This window comes from Chryseobacterium sp. G0162, from assembly GCF_003815715.1.
Taxonomy (GTDB): Bacteria; Bacteroidota; Bacteroidia; order Flavobacteriales; family Weeksellaceae; genus Chryseobacterium.
In genome coordinates this window covers 5108639-5122528 of the sequence record NZ_CP033922.1, presented here as the reverse complement: position 1 = coordinate 5122528, position 13890 = coordinate 5108639, and the positions used below count along the sequence as shown (strand labels likewise).

The 13890-nt window shown below is 34.1% G+C and carries 16 protein-coding genes; 13 read left to right on the top strand and 3 right to left on the bottom strand.

The window, feature by feature from the left end; translation table 11 throughout:
* The first annotated feature begins 391 nt into the window (after nucleotides 1–391).
* Nucleotides 392–1015 (top strand): hypothetical protein, encoded by a 624-nt coding sequence (locus tag EG344_RS23010; RefSeq protein WP_123911610.1) that lies wholly within the window; start codon nucleotides 392–394, stop codon nucleotides 1013–1015.
* A gap of 59 nt (nucleotides 1016–1074) precedes the next feature.
* Entirely contained in the window at nucleotides 1075–1842 is a 768-nt protein-coding gene (locus tag EG344_RS23005; RefSeq protein WP_123911609.1) for a leucine-rich repeat domain-containing protein, read from the top strand.
* A 131-nt stretch (nucleotides 1843–1973) separates the two neighbouring features.
* Here EG344_RS23005 and EG344_RS23000 read toward each other — a convergent pair whose 3' ends face one another.
* The gene (locus EG344_RS23000) at nucleotides 1974–2657 is read right to left on the bottom strand and encodes a hypothetical protein (protein WP_123911608.1); all 684 of its coding nucleotides are present in this window, start codon (nucleotides 2655–2657) and stop codon (nucleotides 1974–1976) included.
* A 392-nt stretch (nucleotides 2658–3049) separates the two neighbouring features.
* Here EG344_RS23000 and EG344_RS22995 point away from each other — a divergent pair, with 392 nt between their 5' ends.
* Complete coding sequence (locus tag EG344_RS22995; RefSeq protein WP_123911607.1) at nucleotides 3050–3418, top strand: hypothetical protein; 369 nt, start codon at nucleotides 3050–3052, stop codon at nucleotides 3416–3418.
* A gap of 35 nt (nucleotides 3419–3453) precedes the next feature.
* On the opposite strand, the gene EG344_RS22990 is transcribed toward EG344_RS22995, so the two are convergent.
* Nucleotides 3454–4089: a hypothetical protein gene (locus EG344_RS22990; RefSeq protein ID WP_123911606.1), complete on the bottom strand. Its 636-nt coding sequence runs from the start codon at nucleotides 4087–4089 to the stop codon at nucleotides 3454–3456.
* Nucleotides 4090–4243: 154 nt separating this feature from the next.
* Between EG344_RS22990 and EG344_RS22985 the strand changes: the two genes are divergently transcribed.
* From EG344_RS22985 to EG344_RS22975, 3 genes are all read left to right on the top strand, one after another.
* Nucleotides 4244–4816 (top strand): C40 family peptidase, encoded by a 573-nt coding sequence (locus EG344_RS22985; protein ID WP_123911605.1) that lies wholly within the window; start codon nucleotides 4244–4246, stop codon nucleotides 4814–4816.
* An 8-nt stretch (nucleotides 4817–4824) separates the two neighbouring features.
* Complete coding sequence (locus EG344_RS22980) at nucleotides 4825–5151, top strand: LytR/AlgR family response regulator transcription factor (RefSeq protein WP_123911604.1); 327 nt, start codon at nucleotides 4825–4827, stop codon at nucleotides 5149–5151.
* A gap of 112 nt (nucleotides 5152–5263) precedes the next feature.
* Nucleotides 5264–5641 carry a DUF2255 family protein gene (locus tag EG344_RS22975; protein ID WP_164464495.1) on the top strand — a complete coding sequence of 126 codons (378 nt, stop codon included), beginning with the start codon at nucleotides 5264–5266 and terminating at the stop codon, nucleotides 5639–5641.
* A gap of 155 nt (nucleotides 5642–5796) precedes the next feature.
* Here the strand turns inward: EG344_RS22975 and EG344_RS22970 are convergent, their stop codons facing one another.
* A complete protein-coding gene (locus tag EG344_RS22970) occupies nucleotides 5797–6984 on the bottom strand; it encodes an MFS transporter (protein ID WP_164464494.1) in 1188 nt (395 codons plus the stop codon).
* Between the two features lie 88 nt (nucleotides 6985–7072).
* Between EG344_RS22970 and EG344_RS22965 the strand changes: the two genes are divergently transcribed.
* From EG344_RS22965 to EG344_RS22935, 7 genes are all read left to right on the top strand, one after another.
* On the top strand, nucleotides 7073–7921 hold the full coding sequence (locus tag EG344_RS22965; RefSeq protein ID WP_123911601.1) for an AraC family transcriptional regulator: 849 nt from the start codon (nucleotides 7073–7075) through the stop codon (nucleotides 7919–7921).
* 236 nt (nucleotides 7922–8157) lie between these two features.
* Nucleotides 8158–8766 (top strand): methyltransferase family protein, encoded by a 609-nt coding sequence (locus tag EG344_RS22960; RefSeq protein WP_123911600.1) that lies wholly within the window; start codon nucleotides 8158–8160, stop codon nucleotides 8764–8766.
* 83 nt (nucleotides 8767–8849) lie between these two features.
* Nucleotides 8850–9662, top strand: a complete 813-nt coding sequence (locus EG344_RS22955; protein ID WP_123911599.1) for a 2,3,4,5-tetrahydropyridine-2,6-dicarboxylate N-succinyltransferase — start codon at nucleotides 8850–8852, stop codon at nucleotides 9660–9662.
* Nucleotides 9663–9693: 31 nt separating this feature from the next.
* Complete coding sequence (locus tag EG344_RS22950; RefSeq protein ID WP_123911598.1) at nucleotides 9694–10863, top strand: glycosyltransferase family 87 protein; 1170 nt, start codon at nucleotides 9694–9696, stop codon at nucleotides 10861–10863.
* A 3-nt stretch (nucleotides 10864–10866) separates the two neighbouring features.
* A complete protein-coding gene (locus EG344_RS22945) occupies nucleotides 10867–11796 on the top strand; it encodes a glycosyltransferase family 2 protein (protein ID WP_123911597.1) in 930 nt (309 codons plus the stop codon).
* Nucleotides 11797–12573 carry a polysaccharide deacetylase family protein gene (locus EG344_RS22940; protein ID WP_123911596.1) on the top strand — a complete coding sequence of 259 codons (777 nt, stop codon included), beginning with the start codon at nucleotides 11797–11799 and terminating at the stop codon, nucleotides 12571–12573. It abuts the gene before it with no gap.
* Entirely contained in the window at nucleotides 12570–13667 is a 1098-nt protein-coding gene (locus EG344_RS22935; protein ID WP_123911595.1) for a glycosyltransferase family 4 protein, read from the top strand. The genes EG344_RS22940 and EG344_RS22935 overlap by 4 nt, the downstream gene beginning before the upstream one ends.
* Nucleotides 13668–13890: the final 223 nt, after the last annotated feature.

Here is a 13890-nt window from a genome sequence, read left to right as displayed (position 1 = left end):
ATAATCTGAGTCACTATTTTTTTGACTTTTCAACATTATCTTTTGCATGTGTGAGCAGATATTCCAGGTTAGTATCAAACTTTTTGATTTCCTCTTTAAAATGAGGGAGAATGGTAAAAGATTGTTTTTCAGTTGTTTAATGCTTCCAAACCTTGGGAAGGCAATTTTACTTGAATAAACTTTTTCTATTACCCACTGAAGAAAAAATAAAATGACCATTTTAAATGGAAAACGATCATTTTATAGGATAAAGAATGGGCTAATTTTGCAGAAAGAATAGGATAAAACAATAATCATCTTATTCAGATTCAGGTATAGGAATGCTGTTTCATTTTAAAAATAAGCCTGTTAGATAAAAATACAAAATCACCAATATTTTAAATAATTAACTATGATAAAAACTAATCATTATCCCCGACAATACACTTGTTGTATTTTGATATTCCTGTTATGTTTTTACTTTAATGCAAAAGCACAAAGGAACATAGAATATGTTCTTCCTACAGCTTCTTTTAATAAAGAAGAAACTTATAAAATGCTTGATAAAGGCAATGGGAGTATTGAAGGCACTATTTCATTTAAAAAAAGAGGATATGTCAATTATCCTGGCTATTTAGAGAAAGTTTTATTATATCCTGTCACTCCACATCTTACTGAATATATTGAGCTTAAAAAGAAATTTAACAGCCGGAAGAAACAAGCAGCAATGACAAAAGAAGCAGCCATGGCCCGTATCGAAACTAAGACCATAGATAGTAAAGGCAATTTTGTATTCACTAATATAAAACCTGGAAAATATTATATTGTAAGCCTGGTAACATGGGAGAAAGTTAGAGGTAATCAGGTTCAGTCCGGACCAGTGGTTGCCAACAAAAACATGATTGGAATTCAGATGGGTGGTGGTTCTTTCCCAACAGAAACAAGATATGAATCAAAGGCTTATGAAGAAGAAGTGGGTGATTATATTGAGGTGCTGGGAAATAACAAAGCTACTGTTGTCAATATCGCTAAATAACCAGGCGCTTAGAAGCGAATCACTGTTTACTCAAAAACTAATCATTAAAAATAAAACTCATGAAACCAGTTATAATAATTCTCATTCATCTGTATTTCAGTAGTATTACTCTAAAAGCACAGATCATTAGTTTTCCGGATGAAAATTTTAAATCAGCTCTAATTGCTCAGGGTCTTGATACAAACAGAGATGGTAATATCCAGAAGTCAGAAGTAATCAATATTAAAAAACTGCATGTAAATAATGCCGGTATTTCTTCGGTAGTAGGGATTAAAAATTTTACAAACCTTGAGGACTTTGCCTTTCTTGACAACAAAGTAAATACTGTAGATCTTGAAGGGATGCGGAACCTCAAATATGTTTATGGAATCAATAATAAAATTACACAACTCAAATTAAAAGGCTGTACAAACCTTGAAGTGATTTTTATGGATCAAAATGAATTATCTGCTCTGGATCTTTCCGGGCTTGTAGAGTTAAAAGACATAAGAATCAATGTAAACAAGCTAGAATCAATAGATCTGAGCAAAAAGCCTAAATTGGAAAATGTGCAACTTTTCAGAAATCAACTAAGAACATTTAAAGCTGAGGGCTCTTTTGATATCAAGGAATTGGACATTTCAAAAAATTTGATAACAGAAATAGATCTGAGACCTTTTTCTGAACTTAAAGAAGCCGATCTTAATGGCAATCCTTTAAGAAAAATCAATGTGGAAGGTCTTAGCAAACTGGAAAAACTGTATTTGGAACCCGCAGCTTTTACATCATCTTTTATTAATCAATTGAATACCTGTGGACTTATTAGCCTGAAAGAATATAAATGGTAAGTCAATCTAATAATTGAAACATAAATAATGGGATGAATTAACCAAAGATGAAGGACTTATATTTTTCTTAGGTTTATACTAAAAAAAGACTGATTACAATCAGTCTTTTTTTATCTCTTTTGATTTTCTTATTATAAACTTCTTGAACGTGCTACAGATAGAAGGTATATTAAATGGGCATACATACTTCTCTTTACAGATTCTATTTTTATATCTCCAGTGGTCTGGTTTATAGTTGTCACCAGATCCGTATTGCACTGCCCGTTAAAATTTCCACTTCCTAAATAATTTACAGAATTAGCACTCGGATAAGAAATTCTGGGATAATCCGGTGCTGTTTGGTTGGCAACAGCAGCAGTATTTGAAAATCCTTTGTTATCAATATATCGGGCTGTCCATGAACCTAAGAATTGCCCGTTAGCTGTATTAATACTTTGTCCCACCACTACTTGTGTATCTACGGGATTACTAAACCCTGCACAGGAAGTATAATGATTTAAAGAAACAGTACAGGAAGAAGCATTGTCTGTAGGTTGAAAACATTTTCCTTCATATACTGTGAATCTTTGCTCAGTGGAAGCCATGGAAGTATTTAATAAAGCTTTAGGAGCAAAAATCTCCTCAGGGGAGATGAGCATTAGAACTCCCTGTGCATTAGCAGCAACGATTTTATTGTCAGGATTTGAAAGCCCTCTTACTCTCACCGATCCATTAACATCCAACGTGTTTGTGGGGGTCGATGTGTTAATTCCAACTTGAGCACTAGCGAAACTACACAAAGCAAGTGCTGTCAAAAAAAAAGTCTTTGTTTTCATGGTATTTTTTAGATACGTTTATAATTTTTCACTAAGGTAAGAAATATGTATTAATGAAGAATAAAAAACTAATTAAAAATATGTTACATCTAAAATTATATCTAAAAATTTGACTATTGATTAATATTTTAAACAATAAGTTTTAGACATTAATTCAAAATTCTATGTTATTAAATTTTGTTTGAAAAATATTTGTATTTTAGCCGAAATGTGTTGCTTTTTAACAAAAATATTGTCTACTCATTAAAATTCAGATAATTTGAATAAAAAATTAGTAGATTTGCACGAAATAAAAAATAATAAATATTAAGCTCATTCTCTATAACAGGATATTTCTGAATATAATGCATAGAGAATAACAGGATTTTTTTGGTTATAAAACTACTGAAACTATGAAGAAACTTTTTTTACTTTTACTAACGGCATTTTTATTTATCGGCTGCAGTTCAGATGATGATACCATTTATGATTATGTAGGAACATGGTCTGGAACTTATGAAGGAGGTGATAAAGGAGTGTGGAATTTTGTGGTTGATAAAACAGGGAAAGTATCAGGAACGATGCATTCTGACGTAAGTAGTGAGAATTATAATATTTCCGGTAATTTGAGTAATAGTGGAGATCTGGTAGGAACAGTAGGTCTTCCTTCAAAAGGAGAATTCAAAGGAAAACTTAATCCGGATAAAAAAGGAAACGGAAATTGGTCAAATACCCTTCCAACTCCGGCACAATACGGAACCTGGAAAGGAGACAAGAAATAAAATAAAAAAGCCTGCAATTTTGCAGGCTTTTTTATTTATACAAATCCCATATGGGAAATTTCATTATTTTCATTTCTCAGCACCAAAAAATAAAGAAGAAAATTATCATCTGAAAAATATTCTTTAAAAGAAGAGATCGGAGATTCATTCAAAGACAGGTTTTCTTCAACCTTTTCAACCGCATAATTTTCTAAATCCAGCTTTAAGGTAATGATGGTTCCCCTTGCATTTTTATCTCTTTTGATACGAAGGCTATGATCCTGATGCTCAACTTCTGTTAATACATTTTTTATTTCTCCAAACTGAAAAGATTTCAAAAGTTTTTTTCCTTCCTCAGTCTTTAGACCGTTTTCAACTGTACGTTTTCCTCTTTCGGAAATGGTATCCAGATTTTTTATTTCCGTCATCAGCTTGGCAAACCTCTGGTAGAGTAGGGCATCTCCTGTTTCTTTAAGATAAAGTTCCAGACTGTTTCTGATGATCTTCCCGGTTTTTGAACAATGCCCGAATTCAGAACTGTTTTGTCTTACTTTTTCATAAGACGGATCCTTTTTAAAAGCCGTTTTATTGAACCCGCTTTTCTTCCGAACTACATTTTTTCCATTCAGAGTATAAAAAACAAGGTCTCCTACAGAACCTTTAATCTTGATGAGACTTTCATATGTTGCCATATCGCCAAAATTGAATTCCAAATATAGTAATAAATAATGGAAATCAAAATTTTAACATATATTTATCATATAGTTGTAGTATAGTTATACCATAATTAAAATATAAAATGTATATTTGTACATCAATCGTTAATCAAGTAAAAATCAGACGAGTATGGGATCAGGATTATTTGAAAAAAAATTGAATATAAAGCAGCTTTCTGTATTGCTGATTGCCTCTGCTTTTGTAGTATCTTGCGGATCTTCAAAAAATGTTTCTTCCAGTAAGAAATCAGGGTCCAAAACAGTAGCAAAATCTGAAAATCTAAGGAAACTGGATTCTAAATTCGATGGAAAAGTTTCGAGATCCATCAATGATGTCTTAAAAGATGCTGAGAAATACATTGGAACTCCATACAGATTTGGAGGGAATACCTCTTCAGGCTTCGACTGTTCCGGATTTACGGTAAAGGTTTTCGAAGAAAATGATTTCAATCTTCCAAGAAGATCAACCGATCAAGCTGCAGCAGGGAAGAATATTGATATAAGGGATGTAAAGCCTGGTGATCTGTTATTTTTTGCTACCGCTGGAGGAAGTAGAGTTTCTCATGTAGGAATTGTTCATGATATCGGCCCGGACGGAGAAGTGAAATTCATTCACGCTTCCACTTCAAAAGGAGTTATTATTTCATCCCTGAACGAAAAGTACTGGAATAAAGCTTATCTTCATGCCCAAAGAGTTTTATAATAATTTTTATGGAAAACCGGACATTTGCTTTTATTAAAACAGATAAAAAACTGGTAAAACTTTTCTTTAAAGATATCAATATCATAAAAGGTCTCGGAAATTATGTGGAAGTGCATACCGTAGATCAAAACAGATACATCTATTACAGAACACTTAAAGATCTGATTGAAAACCTGCCGGAAGAATTTATGCGGGTTCATAATTCCTATATCGTTAACTTGACCAATATTGAATCTTTTGAAGATAATCAATTGTTATGTGGAAATCTAAAAATTACCGTTGCCAAAAGTTATAAAGACTGTCTTCTTGATGTCATCAATAAAATGATGCTTTAAGAATAATCAGACTACATTAATAAGTACGTCACATACATCTGATTTCAGTTCATCTGCATAAAAAAGTTTTTATTCAAAATTTCATCCCTTAGCTTTACAGAAACTTATGAAAATGAATAAAAGCAAAGCATTAGAGTACATTAGAATACATAATCTTATCGGAATAAAAGCCGGATCAGAAAGACCTGGTTTTCTGGAAATCTGGATGGTCGTTGTACAAAACAGAATTTTTGCAAGATCATGGGGATTTGCTGAAAAAAGCTGGTACAACACCTTTCTTAGATGTTCCGAAGGACAAATCAGGTGTGGTAATACAATATATAATATCAAAGCTACAATGCCTGCAGACCAAGATCAACTTACTGAAGAGATCAATCAAGCTTATCTTACAAAATATAATGCTGGACAGAATGGCAAATATGCAACAGGAATCATTGAAGATAAACATGTTGAGAAAACAATGGAGTTTATTATTTATGAGATAAGGTAAGTGGAACCGCAGGTTATTCTGTAATCCTGCATTTTAATTCGATAGTAACGGATCTTTTAATATTATCAACTTATTCCATTAGCATTAGTGATCACCTAATGAGAAGCAACTCTATGAAAAAATAGAGTTGCTTTCTTTATATTATTATGTATGGGTTAAATATGTTCACAAACAGGTGCTATGAGTTCATTGTCTTCATTTTTATCATCTGTTGCTATGTTTTTTGGGAAAGAAAAGAAACTTAGAACAAACGTAGCTGTAAGAAGTAAGACGCTCACAGAAAGAACATGTTGAACTCCATAATAGGAACTGACTATTCCTCCAAGAAATGCGCCTAATGAAATTCCAATATTAAAAGAGGATGTAAGCAGGCTGTTAACAAACTCCAGGGCATGATGAGGAATAGTTTGTGTAGTTCTGATATTTGAAACCAAAAAACCACCTGTATGAATCATCCCCCAAAAAGAAACAATGATGACCATAGGAATAAAAGCTCCGCCAAGGAAATAAGCCAGGATTTGAACTGACATCAGGAGAAGTAAAAACAATCTTGTTGTGAGTTTTACATTCCGGCTTAAAGCGATCCCCATAAGCCAATTGCCAAGAGTTCCCATCCCTCCGAAAAGGAGTAGCATAATACTAATCTGAGCTCCATCCATTCGGGTAATTTCTTCAAGATAAGCAGTAAGATAGGTGTAGCTGGAGAACATAGCAGCCAATGTACCAATAGTGGAAATTAGGTTAATCCATAAAAGAGGATTTTTCAGTATGGCTAACTGACTCTGTTCAGATTTTTCCTTTTCTGCAGGCAGGGAAGGAATAAAAAACAGTAATCCGGTAAACGCAATGAAACTGATAGCGCTGCTCAGGAAAAATGAAGCTTTCCAATCATGGAAAAGATCAGCGGCGTAAGTAGTCATTGGAATACCAAGAACGGTAGCAAGACTCAGCCCAAGCATAACGGTAGATACTCCTTTTGCTCCTTTTTCTTTGAATGCGATCGCAATGGAAATATTCCAGAAAAGTGGATGCAGTACTGCAGGTAATATACGGGCAACCATAAGCATGGTAAAGTTGGTAGAAAACGCAGAGATAAGATTTGAAAGCACAAATATGCTCATCACAAGGCATAAGAGAAACTTACGATTTATTTTGGCGGTGAATGAGGTGATAAAAGGAGAGGAAATAGCAACAGTAATGGCAAAAGCACTCAGGAGCCATCCTGCTGTATCTATGGATACTCCGAATTGTCTGCTGATTGTAGGAAGAATACCCACAACTCCGAATTCAGTGGTAATAATGCCGAAAGCACCCAGCGCCAGGACATAGATTGATTTTTTCATTGATTTTAAAAATTTTGACATGGCAAATTTGGACAGAAAAAATGTAAAAAATCAGTATTTTTTAATGATAAATAAGTACTTTTACCACATGAAAAGAGAGAATATAGATCAATTGGTAAAGGTTGAATATCATGAAACTGAAAATTGCCCCTTAAAAGGCAATCAATTCTCCTTTTTTCAAATCATATATGTTATTGCTGGAAAAGGTTCCTTCATAATAAATAACAATATCGCTTCTTATAGTAAAGGGAGTCTGATATTACTGACCCCGGAGGATAAACATCATTTGGAAGTCGAAGAAAAAACAGAGCTTTTGCTCGTGAAATTCAGTGAACGTTATGTAAAGGATTACAAGTGGAATAGTATTAATTCAATAGGGTGCTTATTGTATGGAGCTTCCTATCTTTCCGGCTGTATCTTACAAAATAAATCTGATGTGGTGTTAGTAGAGTCTATTGTAGATTCACTTCTTCATGGGATTCGTCACCCGGATATTTACCAAGAAGAGCTTACACTGCATTATGTGAATGCACTTATTGTCATTGCAGCAAGGAATATTTCAAAAATGCGGGTTGAGCATATAGCAACCAATACAGATAAAAGAATAGTGGATATTATTAATTATATCCAAGGGAATATCCACGATCCGGCACTCTTAAAAGTCTCTGTGATTGCCAGGGAATTTGGGCTTTCTGAAACCTATCTTGGCAGCTATTTTAAAAATCAATGTGGAGAAACCATTACCCATTATATTCTAAATTATAAATTGAGACTGATTGAACACAGACTTCTTTTCAGTGATATGAGAATCAATGAAATTGTCACTGAATTTGGCTTTTCAGATGAAAGCCATTTGAATAAGTTCTTTAAAAAGAAACATCAAATGAGTCTGACAGAGTTTAAAAAAAGAAAATCAAGTATTAAATCCGTAGTTTAGATAAGTTCTGTATTGTGTTGTAAAATAGGTTTTTGTTGAAATAATTATTCAATATAAACGGAGAGGGATATTGATGTTTTCAATGATTATATTGAATGTAAATGGAATTTTTAAGAATGATTACGTTACCTGTTATTCTGTAAAATCTACTTGTTGGGAATGGGAATTATTTGGAAAAAATATTGCAATAGTATTGCATTGTAAAACCTTTGAAATTTGCCATAAATAAATTAACCATGACAGATTTTATCATATTCTTTATTCCTATTTACTTTATTCTGTTTTTTTTAGTCTCATTTCTCGGAATCAGCATTGCTGTAGCTAAGAAAATTGGCAAAAACCCGAATGTTTTACCCAAAAACGATTCTGCTTATGCATTGGTTGGCTGGTATTTCAAATTGATTCTTATTGTTTTATGGATTTATACGATCATTCCTTTATTATTTCCAAGTACAGGAGAGAATTTTAAAATACAAATATTAGATTCTGATCTGTTTCAATATTTTGGAATAGGATTGATGCTTATAGCCTTTATCTGGGTGGTCATCGCTCAGCTACAAATGAAAGATTCGTGGCGCATAGGCATAGATGAGCACATGAAAACAGAGCTTGTTACAACCGGATTATTTCAATTATCAAGAAACCCTGTATTTTTTGGAATGACGGTGAGTCTTGTTGGGTTTTTCTTTACTTTTCCCACTATAATTACTTTCTTTTTAGCTGTCATAGGAAGTATTTTAATGCAGATTCAGATTCGTCTTGAAGAAGAACATTTGCTGAGACAGCACGGTTCCGTTTATCTTACTTATAAAAAGAGGGTTGGGCGTATGCTAAGCCTCTATTAAAAGCATAAACTTAAAAACCGTTTTGCTGAACTTTTTTGTATCTTTGGCGCGTATAATTTTTCAAACTAATTTAAATAAGAAACATGTCGTTACAACAAACTATTGAAAACATTTGGGATAATAGAGACCTATTACAAAATGAAGACAGCCAGAAAGCGATCAGAGAGGTTATTTCTTTATTAGATTCCGGAGAACTTCGTGTAGCAGAGCCTACGGAAAACGGATGGCAGGTAAATGAGTGGGTGAAGAAAGCAGTAGTAATGTATTTCCCGATCCAAAAGATGGAAACTATTGAAGTAGGTCCATTTGAATTCCATGACAAGATTCCTTTAAAGAAAAATTATGCGGAAAAAGGAGTAAGAGTGGTTCCTCATGCTATTGCTAGAGAAGGTTCTTTTGTAGCTTCAGGAGTAATTATGATGCCATCTTATGTAAACATTGGGGCTTATGTAGATTCAGGGACAATGGTAGACACTTGGGCAACAGTAGGAAGCTGTGCACAGATCGGTAAAAACGTTCACTTGAGTGGTGGAGTTGGAATCGGTGGTGTATTGGAACCATTACAGGCTGCTCCGGTAATCATTGAGGATGATTGTTTCATCGGTTCAAGATGTATCGTTGTAGAAGGAGTTCATGTAGAAAGAGAAGCGGTATTAGGGGCTAATGTTGTTTTAACAGCATCTACAAAAATTATTGATGTAACAGGAAGTGAGCCTATCGAAATTAAAGGAAGAGTTCCTGCCCGTTCTGTAGTAATTCCTGGAAGCTATACAAAACAATATCCAGCAGGAGAATATCAGGTTCCATGTGCATTGATCATCGGCCAGAGAAAAGAATCTACAGATAAAAAGACTTCTCTTAATGATGCATTGAGAGAGAATAATGTAGCTGTTTAAGATTAAGTTTTTAAACTAATACCAACCCATTTTGAAAGAAAAATTTCTTAAAATACTATTAAACCCTAAATATATATTTGGGGTTTATATTATTGTAGCCATCGCTACTGCACTTTCTAAGTTTTCCAGAGGACCTCAGGCAATTAACAATTATCTGATTTTCAAAGGTGTGTTCTTTAATACGCTGGATGAGAAAAATCTCTATTTACGATATCCTGAGCTCTATTCAGACATGAACCACTATGGAGTCTTCTTCAGTTTGCTGATTGCTCCTTTTGCGGTAATGCCGGATTGGATGGGAATTGCCCTTTGGAATGTTGCCAATACTGCTATTTTCCTGTATGCAATTCATAAACTTCCGTTTTCGGATGCTAAAAAGGCACTTTTTGCTTTATTGTGTCTGCAGGAATTTATTACTGCTGCAGTAAGTTTACAATTCAATATAGCTTTGGTAGGACTTTTAATGCTGTCAGCAACATTCATTTACGAAAGAAAAGAAGTACAGTCAGCGACCGCCATTGTAGTAGGAATTTTTGTGAAACTTTACGGAATCGTAGGATTATCTCAGTTTTTCTTTATCAAAAACAAGGTCAAATTTATTCTTTCAGGAATTGTCGTGGCAGTGCTGTGTTTGTGCATTCCAATGATTTACTCCAGTCCGCAATTCGTTATTCAGAGTTATTCAGACTGGGCAACCTCACTGATCTCAAAAAACAATGATAATCAGATATTGGGAAATATGCAGGATATATCATTAATGGGATTTGTAAGAAGAATTTTGGGTGATGCATCCATTTCCAATCTTACTTTTTTGGCTTTTGGGGTTCCCTTGTTTGCATTGCCATATATCAGAATCAAGCAATATAAGAATTATGCATTTCAATTGATGATCCTGGCCTCTACATTACTGTTTTTGGTATTGTTCAGTTCAGGCTCAGAATCACCAACATATATTATTGCAGTAGCAGGAGTAATGATCTGGTTTACCCTTCAGAAAGAAAAAACGCCTTTGATTATCGGGTTGCTGGTATTTGTTATTATTCTAACCTGCTTTTCACCTTCGGATTTATTCCCGAAATTTATCAAACAAAATTATATCATTAAATATTCTTTGAAAGCCGTACCTTGTATTGTAGTTTGGTTAAGGGTCATTTACGAATTGATGACCAAAGATTTTGAAAAGGATTACACTTTAAATTAATGTATGAAGAAAATTTCTATTGTTATTCCTGCCCACAACGAAGAAGGGAATGTTGCTTTAGTTCATGAAAAAATAAAAGAAGTTTTTTCGGAACTGAAGAATTATACCTTTGAAATCATTTTTGTGAATGACGGAAGCAGAGATAACACACAGAAGAAGCTGGAGGAACTGTCTCAAAAGTATGAAGAAGTCAAATTTATTGAGTTTTCCCGAAACTTTGGACATCAGCCGGCGGTAAAAGCCGGAATGGATTTTGCTGATGGAAATGCTGTGATTTCAATGGATGGCGATCTTCAGCATCCCCCGGAGCTTATCCCAGAAATGATTAAAAAATGGGAAGAAGGATATGATATTGTTTTTACAGTAAGAACTTATCCTAAACAGATTTCTTATTTCAAAAGGAAAACCTCGGATGTCTTCTATAAGCTTTTATCCAGTCTTTCAGATGTGAATCTTACCAAAGGAGGAGGATCTGATTTCAGATTGATGGATGCCAATGCCGTAGAAGCAATGAGAAGCTTCAAAGAAGATGATCTGTTTTTAAGAGGACTAACCAGCTGGATGGGCTACAAACAAATCGGAATAGACTTTACAGCGGGAGAAAGATTAGCAGGAGAGAGCAGCTATAACCTGAAAAAAATGCTCAAATTTGCCTTTACAGGAATTACTGCCTTTAGTGTTAAACCTCTTTATTTAGCGGCTTATCTGGGGTTCTTATTTTCACTGCTTTCAGTGATTGGATATGTTGCTTATGTTATCCATTCATTTGTGGTGCATACTGAAATCTCAGGTTGGGCATCGTTAATTATGACCATTGTATTCTTTGGAGGGCTGCAACTGATTATCCTGGGAATCATTGGCATTTATTTAGGTAAGATCTTTAAACAGGTTAAAGAAAGACCTAATTATATTATAAAAAACAAAAATTTTTAAATGGTTTTATTAAGTTTTGATATCGAGGAGTTTGACATGCCTTTAGAATATAAAGGAGAGATCTCTTTTGATAAACAAATCTCTATATCTCAGCACGGACTTGAAAATATTCTAAATATTCTTAAAAAACACGGAGCAAAAGCAACCTTTTTTTCTACCGTAGTCTTTGCAGAAAACAGCAAACATCTTATTGAAAGATTATTAAACGAAGGACATGAATTGGCTTCTCATACTTGGTTTCATTCAGAATTTGAAGACAAACACCTGAAAGAATCCAGAGAAAGACTGGAAGAGTTATTCTCCACAAAAGTGACCGGATTAAGAATGCCGAGAATGATGCCGGTAGATGAAAAAGAAGTGGAAAAAGCAGGATATTTATACAATTCATCCATTAATCCTACATTTTTACCGGGAAGATATAACAACCTTAAAGTTTCAAGAACTTACTTTAATGAAGGAAATGTCATGCAGGTTCCGGCTTCTGTTTCACCGAATTTCAGAATTCCCTTATTCTGGTTAAGTTTTCACAATTTCCCTTTAGCTTTCTATAAAAAGCTGGCAGCTGATGTGTTGAAAAAAGATAAGTATCTGAATATTTATTTTCATCCCTGGGAATTCTCATCCATTAAGGATGAAGCATTCAAATTGCCTGGTTTTACGGTGAAAAATTCCGGGAAAGATATGGTGGCAAGGTTTGATGCCTTTGTAGAATGGCTTAAAGAAAAAGGTCATACCTTTGGTACCTTTCAAGAATTTCAAAAACAGGTACACGCATGAAAATTGCTTTTGACGCAAAACGTTTTTTCCATAACACCTCAGGGCTAGGTAATTATTCAAGAGATCTGGTAAGAATACTTTCTCAATATGAACCGGACAATGAATATCTGCTGCTCAACAAGAACAAGTCTGAGCGTGGAAAAGACATTCTTGAACGCTCCAATGTTAAGTTTATAGAAACCTCAAAAGGAAAGTTTTCACGCCAGTTGAAAATGGGAAAAGATGCCCAAAAGGTAGGGGCGGATATTTTCCATGGCTTATCTGGTGAATTGCCTTTGAAATGGGATCAGAAACCGATTAAAAAGATCGTTACCATTCATGATCTGATCTTTGTACGATATCCTCAATATTATTCTTTTTTTGATCGTAAAATCCACTTTTGGAAGTTTAAAAAAGCGGCTGATATGGCAGATAAGATCATTGCGATTTCAGAACAGACGAAAAGAGACATTATCGAGTTCTTAAAAGTTCCTGAAAGTAAAATTGAAGTTATTTATCAGGGCTGTCATAAAGCATTTAAAGAACAACAGTCTGCGGAACAGATTCAGATGGCTAAAGACAAATTCAAACTTCCTGAAAGATTCATTCTGAATGTAGGAACCATTGAAGATCGTAAGAACCTTCTGAATGTAGTAAAAGCGATCAAAGACACCGGAATTCCGTTGGTGGTAGTAGGGAAAAAAACCAAATATTATCAAAAAATAGAAAGCTTCCTGAAAAAAAATAAAATGGAAACACAGGTGCAGTTTCTTGAGGGAGTTTCTATGGATGAACTGGCTGTGATTTATAAGCTGGCAGATATTTTTGTCTATCCAAGTTTCTTTGAAGGCTTTGGAATTCCTATCATAGAAGCACTTTTCTCCAAAACAGTAGTGGTAACCAGCAATACAAGTTGTCTGCCGGAAGCAGGAGGAAAAGATTCGGTATATATTGATCCTAACAATGAGTTTGATATCAAAGCCAAGATCAAATTTTTGTGGGAAAATGAATCCGAAAGAAAACGCCGTGAGGAAAAGGGTTTCGAGTTTGTTCAACAGTTCAATGATGAACCCATTGCCAAGAATCTGATGGAACTTTATCAAAAAATTATCTAAAAAAACTTTGGATTTTAAAAATAAATCCTACATTTGCATCATAATTCAATACAATGAAACCAATATTTTTAGCATTACATCATTATTATCATCATCTCTGTTAGGCGGAATTGATTGATATATGTTTGTGCTAAAATCAAAAATATTTAAAAACCGTCTGAGTAAATAGACGGTTTTTTTTTGTTTCCTGAATTCTCTTCAGAAATTTCAACAGATCAGTTTT

Coding starts and splice junctions, on each gene's coding strand:
- EG344_RS22960 (WP_123911600.1), top strand. CDS start 8,158: ATGACAGATTTTATCATATTCTTTATTCCTATTTACTTTATTCTGTTT.
- EG344_RS22945 (WP_123911597.1), top strand. CDS start 10,867: ATGAAGAAAATTTCTATTGTTATTCCTGCCCACAACGAAGAAGGGAAT.
- EG344_RS23000 (WP_123911608.1), bottom strand. CDS start 2,657: ATGAAAACAAAGACTTTTTTTTTGACAGCACTTGCTTTGTGTAGTTTC.
- EG344_RS22985 (WP_123911605.1), top strand. CDS start 4,244: ATGGGATCAGGATTATTTGAAAAAAAATTGAATATAAAGCAGCTTTCT.
- EG344_RS22980 (WP_123911604.1), top strand. CDS start 4,825: ATGGAAAACCGGACATTTGCTTTTATTAAAACAGATAAAAAACTGGTA.
- EG344_RS22935 (WP_123911595.1), top strand. CDS start 12,570: ATGAAAATTGCTTTTGACGCAAAACGTTTTTTCCATAACACCTCAGGG.
- EG344_RS22955 (WP_123911599.1), top strand. CDS start 8,850: ATGTCGTTACAACAAACTATTGAAAACATTTGGGATAATAGAGACCTA.
- EG344_RS22940 (WP_123911596.1), top strand. CDS start 11,797: ATGGTTTTATTAAGTTTTGATATCGAGGAGTTTGACATGCCTTTAGAA.
- EG344_RS23010 (WP_123911610.1), top strand. CDS start 392: ATGATAAAAACTAATCATTATCCCCGACAATACACTTGTTGTATTTTG.
- EG344_RS22995 (WP_123911607.1), top strand. CDS start 3,050: ATGAAGAAACTTTTTTTACTTTTACTAACGGCATTTTTATTTATCGGC.
- EG344_RS23005 (WP_123911609.1), top strand. CDS start 1,075: ATGAAACCAGTTATAATAATTCTCATTCATCTGTATTTCAGTAGTATT.
- EG344_RS22975 (WP_164464495.1), top strand. CDS start 5,264: ATGAATAAAAGCAAAGCATTAGAGTACATTAGAATACATAATCTTATC.
- EG344_RS22965 (WP_123911601.1), top strand. CDS start 7,073: ATGAAAAGAGAGAATATAGATCAATTGGTAAAGGTTGAATATCATGAA.
- EG344_RS22990 (WP_123911606.1), bottom strand. CDS start 4,089: ATGGCAACATATGAAAGTCTCATCAAGATTAAAGGTTCTGTAGGAGAC.
- EG344_RS22970 (WP_164464494.1), bottom strand. CDS start 6,984: ATGAAAAAATCAATCTATGTCCTGGCGCTGGGTGCTTTCGGCATTATT.